Annotated in this window: 8 protein-coding genes and 2 pseudogenes; all 10 read left to right on the top strand. The window is 58.3% G+C overall.

The genetic code is table 11. From position 1 onward, the window contains the following. Nucleotides 1-137: pseudogene (locus D8V06_RS25015) on the top strand (electron transfer flavoprotein subunit beta/FixA family protein); the annotation flags it as partial. After that, entirely contained in the window at nucleotides 138-1,067 is a 930-nt protein-coding gene (locus D8V06_RS25010; RefSeq protein ID WP_130932018.1) for an FAD-binding protein, read from the top strand. Between the two features lie 212 nt (nucleotides 1,068-1,279). Then, entirely contained in the window at nucleotides 1,280-2,107 is an 828-nt protein-coding gene (locus D8V06_RS25005) for a transporter substrate-binding domain-containing protein (RefSeq protein ID WP_130932017.1), read from the top strand. 9 nt (nucleotides 2,108-2,116) lie between these two features. Continuing rightward, on the top strand, nucleotides 2,117-2,473 hold the full coding sequence (locus tag D8V06_RS25000; protein ID WP_056856491.1) for a DUF4398 domain-containing protein: 357 nt from the start codon (nucleotides 2,117-2,119) through the stop codon (nucleotides 2,471-2,473). Beyond that, nucleotides 2,470-3,282 (top strand): OmpA family protein, encoded by an 813-nt coding sequence (locus D8V06_RS24995; protein WP_130904416.1) that lies wholly within the window; start codon nucleotides 2,470-2,472, stop codon nucleotides 3,280-3,282. The genes D8V06_RS25000 and D8V06_RS24995 overlap by 4 nt, the downstream gene beginning before the upstream one ends. 203 nt (nucleotides 3,283-3,485) lie before the next feature. After that, a complete protein-coding gene (locus D8V06_RS24990) occupies nucleotides 3,486-4,925 on the top strand; it encodes a PLP-dependent aminotransferase family protein (RefSeq protein WP_056856489.1) in 1,440 nt (479 codons plus the stop codon). A 99-nt stretch (nucleotides 4,926-5,024) separates the two neighbouring features. Beyond that, nucleotides 5,025-5,492 (top strand): hypothetical protein, encoded by a 468-nt coding sequence (locus D8V06_RS24985; RefSeq protein WP_056856894.1) that lies wholly within the window; start codon nucleotides 5,025-5,027, stop codon nucleotides 5,490-5,492. A 165-nt stretch (nucleotides 5,493-5,657) separates the two neighbouring features. Then, nucleotides 5,658-5,912, top strand: a complete 255-nt coding sequence (locus D8V06_RS24980) for a YkgJ family cysteine cluster protein (protein WP_130904160.1) — start codon at nucleotides 5,658-5,660, stop codon at nucleotides 5,910-5,912. A gap of 40 nt (nucleotides 5,913-5,952) precedes the next feature. Beyond that, nucleotides 5,953-6,558: an START domain-containing protein gene (locus D8V06_RS24975; protein WP_130907336.1), complete on the top strand. Its 606-nt coding sequence runs from the start codon at nucleotides 5,953-5,955 to the stop codon at nucleotides 6,556-6,558. A gap of 436 nt (nucleotides 6,559-6,994) precedes the next feature. Next, nucleotides 6,995-7,874: pseudogene (locus D8V06_RS24970) on the top strand (LTA synthase family protein); the annotation flags it as partial.

Below are 7,874 nucleotides of genomic sequence, written 5' to 3'. Positions count from 1 at the left end.
ACGCTTTGGGCGTTTCCACCGCCTCCACCAACAAGACCCTGAAAGTCGAAGCGCCTGCTGCACGCAGCGCGGGTATCAAGGTCAAGTCGGTGGCTGAACTGGTCGAGAAACTGAAAAACGAAGCGAAGGTAATCTAAATGACTATCTTGGTTATTGCTGAACACGACAATAAAGTGCTGGCCCCGGCCACGCTGAACACCGTTGCTGCCGCTGCCAAAATCGGCGGCGACATCCACGTGCTGGTTGCAGGCCAAGGCGCTGGCGCCGTGGCTGAAGCCGCTGCGAAAATCGCGGGCGTGAGCAAGGTGCTGAACGCTGACAATGCCGCTTACGCGCATCAGCTGCCGGAAAACATCGCGCCACTGGTTGCTGAACTGGGCAAGGGCTACAGCCATATCCTGGCTGCCGCCACTTCCAACGGCAAAAACATCCTGCCGCGCGTTGCCGCTGCACTGGACGTTGACCAGATCTCCGAGATCATCTCGGTAGAAAGCGCTGACACCTTCAAGCGTCCGATCTACGCCGGTAACGCCATCGCGACCGTTCAATCGAACGCTGCGGTCAAGGTCATCACCGTGCGTGCCACCGGTTTCGACCCGGTTGCCGCTGAGGGTGGTTCGGCTGCCATTGAAGCGGTTTCTGCTGCTCACGACGCTGGCATCTCCAGCTTCGTTGGCGAAGAACTGGCCAAGTCCGATCGTCCGGAACTGACCGCTGCCAAGATCGTCGTTTCCGGCGGCCGCGGCATGCAGAACGGCGACAACTTCAAACACCTGTACGCCCTGGCCGACAAGCTGGGCGCTGCCGTTGGTGCTTCGCGCGCCGCGGTCGACGCAGGTTTCGTACCCAACGACATGCAGGTCGGCCAGACCGGCAAGATCGTTGCGCCACAGCTGTACATCGCCGTCGGTATCTCCGGCGCGATCCAGCACCTGGCCGGCATGAAAGACTCCAAAGTGATCGTTGCGATCAACAAGGACGAAGAAGCGCCGATCTTCCAGGTGGCCGATTACGGTCTGGTGGCGGACTTGTTCGAAGCCATCCCTGAGCTGGAGAAGCTGGTCTAATCCGGCCGCTTCACTTATAAAGAGCCCGACCGTTTGGTCGGGCTTTTTTTTTGTATTTTTGCCCTGTAGAAGCGAGCCTGTCGAATCGTCGCACCGTCGCGATGGACGTCAACGATGACGTGGCGATCCTGGATACACGCGGTGCATTTGAGACCATCGCGAGCGGGCTCGCTCCTACAGGATATAAACGGTCTTAACCGGAGTGCATTGCCATGGATCTGCGTCTCGCGTGGAGTTTGCTGGGTTTGGCGCTGTTGCCCACGCTGTCCGTAGCAGCAGGCAAGTGCGAGCGCCTGGTTGTGACCGGTAGCCCCGATGCGCCGCCGTATCTGTGGCAAGACCCGGAAAACCCCAAACATCTGATCGGCGCAAGTGTCGATCTTTTGCAGCAAGTGGCAGGGGAGTTGGGCATCAAGGTCGAGGTGCTTTACGCCGGCAAACGTTCACAGGCGCTGGATGAAGTTCGCAGTGGTCGTATGGATATGCTGGCCGACGCTCCATTGACAGTCAGTGAACTGGAGTCCCTGGATTACATTCATCCACCCTTGCTGGAAAACGATTATCTGGTCTGGACCCGCAAAGATTCGCCACTGGTCTACAACGACGTGCAGGACCTGCAAGGTCATCCTGGCGCTTTGTCGGAAAAGTCTCGCTTGACCCAGGCTTTTGGCACATTTGCCGAGCAGAAATTGACGCTTACCCGCACAGCCAATTTGACTCAGGCCTTTCAGAAACTACTCCTGGGCGAGGTGGAATTTGTCCTGGCCGGACGTTACTCCGGCATGGCGATGGCGCAGACATTGGGCATGGTCAACGACCTGATCGGCCGAGCGCAACCGGTCGACAGACCCGGGCTGTTTCTGGCGGTTTCCCATAACTCGGCATGCAACGATCCCTGGTTGCGCGGACAGCTGGCCAAAAAGATGACAGAATTGCCCGCGTCCGGGCTGACGGAGGCTGTGCTGTTGCGCAATATCGAGCGCTGGAACGCTCAACGTTCTCAACGGCAGAAACAACCTGTCAGCGCCCCAAAACTGTAGGGATTTTTAGTGAGTATTCGACCTCTTTTCGCTGCCCTGGCCATTCTGGCTCTGGCGGGTTGTGCAGCCGATCCGGCGCCGAATGAACAAATGCGCCTCACCGAACAGGCGCTCGAACAAGCCAAGGCTGTGGGCGCAACGGCCGACGACGTGCCGGAAATGAAGCTGGCGCAAGACAAGTTCAAGCGAGCCAAGGGCAGCATGGACGACCAGTCCTACAAGAATGCGCGGATGCGGGCCGAGCAGGCCGAGCTGGATGCGCGTCTGGCTGAGGCTCGGGTCTTGACCCTCAAGAGCGAGGAACAGTTGGACGTACTCAACACCCGCATCACTCGTCTGCGCAAGCAGTTGGGAGATGCCCAATGAACCTCAAGTCAACAGTGCTCGGTGGTTTGATTCTGGCTGGATGCGCGAGCCTCTACGGTTGCGCCGGTCAGCACAGCGAGGCGGCGTTGCAGCAGGCCGGTAGCGATTTCCAGAAGGTCAAGGAAGACTCCAATGTGCTGCGAATCGCGCCCAAGGATGTGATTCGTGCCGGTGAATCCCTGGCACGTGCCGACCGTCTGTCCACTTACTGGGGCAGTGGTTCTGACGTGGTGCATTACGCGTATCTGAGCCAGCGCTACAGCGAAATTGCCCGCGAGCACACCAATCAGGTGCTTAACGAAGAGCGTGCAGCCAAGCTCGAACTGGAGCGTCAGCGTCTGCAATTGGCCTTGCGCGAATCCAAGCTGCTCAGTGTGCAGCAGCAGGGCAAATGGCTTGAAGAGCAGATCGTGGCCTTGGCCACGACGCAGACTGACCGTGGCCTGGTGATGACCCTGGGCGATGTGCTGTTCGATACCGGTCAGGCAGAGCTGAAGAGCTCCGCCAACCGCGTAGTGTTGAAGATCGTGCAGTTCCTGCAGCTCAACCCAAAACGCGTCGTGCGCATCGAAGGCTATGCCGACAGTACCGGCGGCAAACAGGAAAACCTCAAGCTGTCCCGTGACCGTGCGCAATCGGTCGCTGATGTGTTGATGGACCTGGGCATCGATGACAAACGGATCAAAGTCGAAGGTTATGGCGATGAATACCCGGTAGATGCGAACGCCTCCGAAAGGGGCCGTGCGCAGAACCGCAGGGTGGAAATTGTGTTCTCCGACGAAAAGGGCCAGCTCGGCGCCGCCCGCTAAAGGGTTGCGTTACTGGAAAGCCCGGCCTGCCAGACAGCGCCGGGTTTTTTTATGCCTGCCAGATACCCCGCAAAAACAGTACAGTTTTTGCTGACACTGCACTGTACTGTCGACTATTGTGACAACTGTCCCAGTACACTTCCAAACTGTTCCGGTATTGTTTCACACAAGAATAAAATGCCCGTGAAATCGAGTGCTGCGTCATGACCAATCTCTTGCTCTACCAACGTATTGCTCAGCAACTGGCCGAAGACATCCGCCGAGGTGTCTATCAGCCAGGGGAGCGCGTGCCTTCGGTGCGCAAGATGAGCTCGCAGCTCAATGTCAGCCATGCCACGGTTTTGCAGGCGTACGCCAATCTCGAGGATCAGGGCCTGATCCGCGCCCGACCGCAGTCCGGTTACTACGTGCACCAGACGCCGGCCCTGACCGCGCCAACCCCGGATATCGCCCGGGTCGAGCGTCCGGGTCTGGTTACGCGCAGCAGTATCATCCAGCAGGTGTTGGTCGAATCGCGCCGCGAAGGTGTGTTCCCTTTGGGCGCCGCCGTGCCGAGTGTCGATTATCTGCCGGTACGGGCACTGCATCAGCAATTGGCCAAAGTCACCCGATTCCATAGTCCTCGCGCGTTCAGCTACATGTTCAGTCCCGGTTTCGAACCGTTACGCCGACAGGTGGCAATCCGCATGCGCGATGCCGGTGTGGTGGTCGACCCTTCGGAAGTGGTTATCACCCACGGTTGCGTTGACGCCTTGCAGATGTCTCTGCGGGTGCTGACCCGGCCCGGCGATCTGATTGCCGCCGAGTCACCGACTTACTACGGTCTGTTGCAATTGGCCGACCTGCTGGGCCTCAAAGTCATCGAAATCCCTAGCGACCCGTCCACCGGCATGAGTCTCGAGGCCCTGCAACTGGCGGCCAACCAATGGTCGATCAAGGCCCTGGTACTGACCACCCGCCTGAGTAATCCGCTCGGTGGCACCATGCCCGAGGAGCGGCAGAAGCAGCTGCTGCGCCTGGCATCGGACTTCGATATCCAGATTGTCGAGGATGATATCTACGGCGAATTGATGTTCGAACAGGGGCGCACCAAATCCCTCAAGGCCTATGACCGCCTGGATCGGGTGATCTACTGTTCGAGTTTCTCCAAGACCCTGTCACCGGGCGTGCGCATTGGCTGGATGATCGCCGGCAAGTACCAACAGGAAATTCAGCGGTTGCAGACATTCAGCACTCACTCGGCCTGCAGCGTCACGCAGATGGGCATTGCCGCTTATCTGGAGAATGGTGGTTACGACCGCCATTTGCGCTACATCCGCCAGGAGTACCGCAAGAACCTCAGCGCCTTCCAGCTCGCGGTGCAGCAGCACTTCCCCGAGGGCACGCAAATGACGCGGCCGACGGGCGGCTTCATTTTGTGGGTGAGTCTGCCAGGGCGGGTCAACACCCAGGAATTGCACGTGCGTGCGTTGCAGCAAGGCATCAGCATCGCGCCGGGGCTGATTTTCAGTAACACCGAGCAATTCAATCACTGTATCCGTCTCAACTGCGGGATCCCGTGGAACCGCGAGGCCGAGCGCGCATTGATGACCCTGGGCATGCTGGCCACACAGCTTTGCCAGGAGATGGCCGGCGGCTTTTGATGTGGCGGGCAGGTTAATCCTGCCCACGCTTGTCATGGCGCCTGCAACAGGAGAGCATATGGCCCCGCTGTCGATTGCGCGATGTGCGCCGTTGGATCCATGAAATCGATTTTTTCTACCACCTGTTTGTTGATCTGCCTGTTCATCAGCGCTCAGCCGGTATTCGTTCTGGCCGCTTCTGTTCAAGAAAAGCCGGCAGCGAGCACTTCAACGAAAAAAGCGGCGCCCGCGAAAAAAACTGCACCGGTCCAGAAGAAAACGGCGGCGGTGAAAAAGCGCCCGCCGATTGCATCCAAGTCGAAACAGGCCAGTGAAGTGGTGAAAACCCAACTTCCTTCAGCCAACCTGGATCTAAGCCTGCCCAAGGATATGGTTGAGGAGCTTGATCCCGTCGGCACTGTGCCGTTGCCTAAGCGCGAACCTGTGTTACCACAAATGTTCGGTGACAAAAGCAGCCAGTTCCAGCTCAACGGTCGTTTGATCAGTAACGAAATGCAGTTGCAATTGCGTAATGAAGTACGCCATGAAGTCGACGGCGCGGCGCTGGAGTTTGAGTTCAAGCGATAAGTCGACTCTATTCGCAACCCGCAGGGCAGACGCTTTGTCGGAGACTGGGCGGTCACGCCTCCGTTCGGGTAAAAACCCATGGCAGGGTAATTTAAAACAACTGTTTTAGCGGTTACTCTGTGCCCCGTCCTTTTATACATTGCTCGTCGTGAGGTGCTTGTCGTCATGAAATGCCGTGAGGGCTGTGGCGCTTGTTGCATTGCCCCTTCCATCAGTTCGCCGATTCCCGGAATGCCACAAGGCAAAGCCGCGGGGGAGCGCTGCCTGCAATTGTCTGCCGACAATCTGTGCAATATTTTCGGCAAACCGGAGCGCCCGGCCGTGTGTTCGGCCTTCGAGGCCGACGTTGAGGTGTGTGGCAGCAGCAGTGAGGAAGCGATCAGGCTGATTGGCTGGTGGGAGCAGATGACGGCGGCGTAATGTGTCAACGAACGGAATTTCAACAATAAGGAATAACATTATGGGTTCGCTGCATCGTATCGCTGTGCTGTGTGGTTTGACGGCTGTATTGGCCACCTCGGTTGCACAGGCCGAAGATTGGAAAGTCGCCAAGAACGAAGACGGCATCAAGGTCTCCCTGAGTGAAGTGGCGGGTTCCGACTACAAGGCCTACCAGGGTGTGACCCTGATGAAGACCACAATGGCCAAGTTGCGCGCGCTGCAGGAAGACGTACCGGGTGCCTGCGCCTGGATTCACGAGTGCAAGAGCCAGAAGTTGCTCAAGCACGAAGGCGATCAGAGCTGGACCTACACCCAATTCAATACGCCATGGCCGGTGACCCCGCGTGACTCGGTGTTGCATGTCACCACCATCGAAGGTGCCGATGGCAGCCTGACCCGCAAGCTCGAGGGCGTGCCAACCTATCTTCCTGAAGAAAAAGGCTTTGTGCGCGTCGCCAGGATCGACGGTTTCTGGAAATTCGTTCCCAAGGGTGATCAGATCGAAGTGACCTACCAGGTACACACCGAGCCGGGAGGCAGCGTTCCATCAATGGTTGCGAACAAGTTCGTAGTGGACGCGCCGTTCAATACGCTGAAAAATCTCAAGGCCCGCGCCGAGAAGTAAAACGCGGCGCTTGCTGTCGCCGATCTACAGTGGGGGGCGCCGAGCCCAAAAACGGCGGCCACCTCAACACCTGTAGGAGCACGGCTTGCCGGCGATGACGGCGGCACGTTCAATATCCATGATGCCTGACATTCCGCCATCGCCAGCAAGCTGTGCTCCTACAGGAAATACGTCATTAGCCCGTCAGTCGCCATTGCAGCCTGCATTCAGCTCGAAACCTTTATTGTGTTTCCAGATATGCGTTGCACAAAATTTTCACAACGCCTCCAAGACAATTCGCCCGCGTCGAAATGACAGAAGAGTAATCAATGGCATTGCCGCCGTTGATCGTGCAACATTTGCGCACCGCGCAAGCCCCGGAGCCAGGAATTGGCCAAAAGAGGGCAAGGCGCCGCTGTACTTTGAAACTTCAACTTCCAATGGGTCCTAAAACGACATGGCAATCCCGGACGCCCTGAGTCAGCAGCGAGCTTCGAGTCGCCTGCTGCAACCGACCGTCAAATCGCATCTGGCCTACACGCTGCTGTGTGCCTTGGTGATGATGGTGATGTTTTCCGCATTGCGCCTTGCGCTGCTGGTCTACAACCGCGAAATGATCCTCGATACACCGGCCTCGACCTTTGTCGAAGCGTTCTCCAACGGTCTGCGTTTCGACCTGCGGCTGGTGGTCTACCTCAGTATCCCGTTGATCCTGGCGCTGTTCAGTGCGCGGGCCATGGCTGCACGCGGGTTCTTTCGCCTATGGCTGACCATTGCGTCCAGCATTGCGTTGTTCCTGGGCCTGATGGAGATGGACTTCTACCGAGAGTTCCACCAGCGCCTCAACGGCCTGGTCTTCCAGTACGTGAAGGAAGACCCGAAAACCGTGATGAGCATGCTCTGGTATGGTTTTCCGGTGGTTCGCTACCTGTTGGCCTGGGCCGTTGGCACCTGGCTCCTGAGCCTGGCGTTCAAGGGCGCGGACCGGGCGACCCGGCCTCGTGGCCCGTTCAGCGGCGGCAGCATCAGTACGCGCCAGGTTGCACCTTGGTACGCACGCCTCATGGTCTTCGTGGTCTGCCTGCTGATCTGCGTGGTCGCAGCCCGTGGCACCTTGCGCCAAGGCCCGCCGATGCGCTGGGGCGATGTGTACACCACCGATTCCAACTTCGCCAACCAATTGGGCCTCAACGGCACGCTTTCCCTGGTGGCGGCGGCGAAGAGCCGCATGTCCGAGGATCGCGACAACATCTGGAAAGCCACGTTGCCGCAACCCATGGCGCAGCAGACCGTGCGCGACATGCTGGTGATGAAGGACGACAAACTGGTGGATGGCG

This window comes from Pseudomonas sp. Sample_24 (assembly GCF_004307605.1).
In the GTDB taxonomy this organism is placed as follows: Bacteria; Pseudomonadota; Gammaproteobacteria; order Pseudomonadales; family Pseudomonadaceae; genus Aquipseudomonas.
This window is presented reverse-complemented; position numbering and strand designations above follow the sequence as displayed.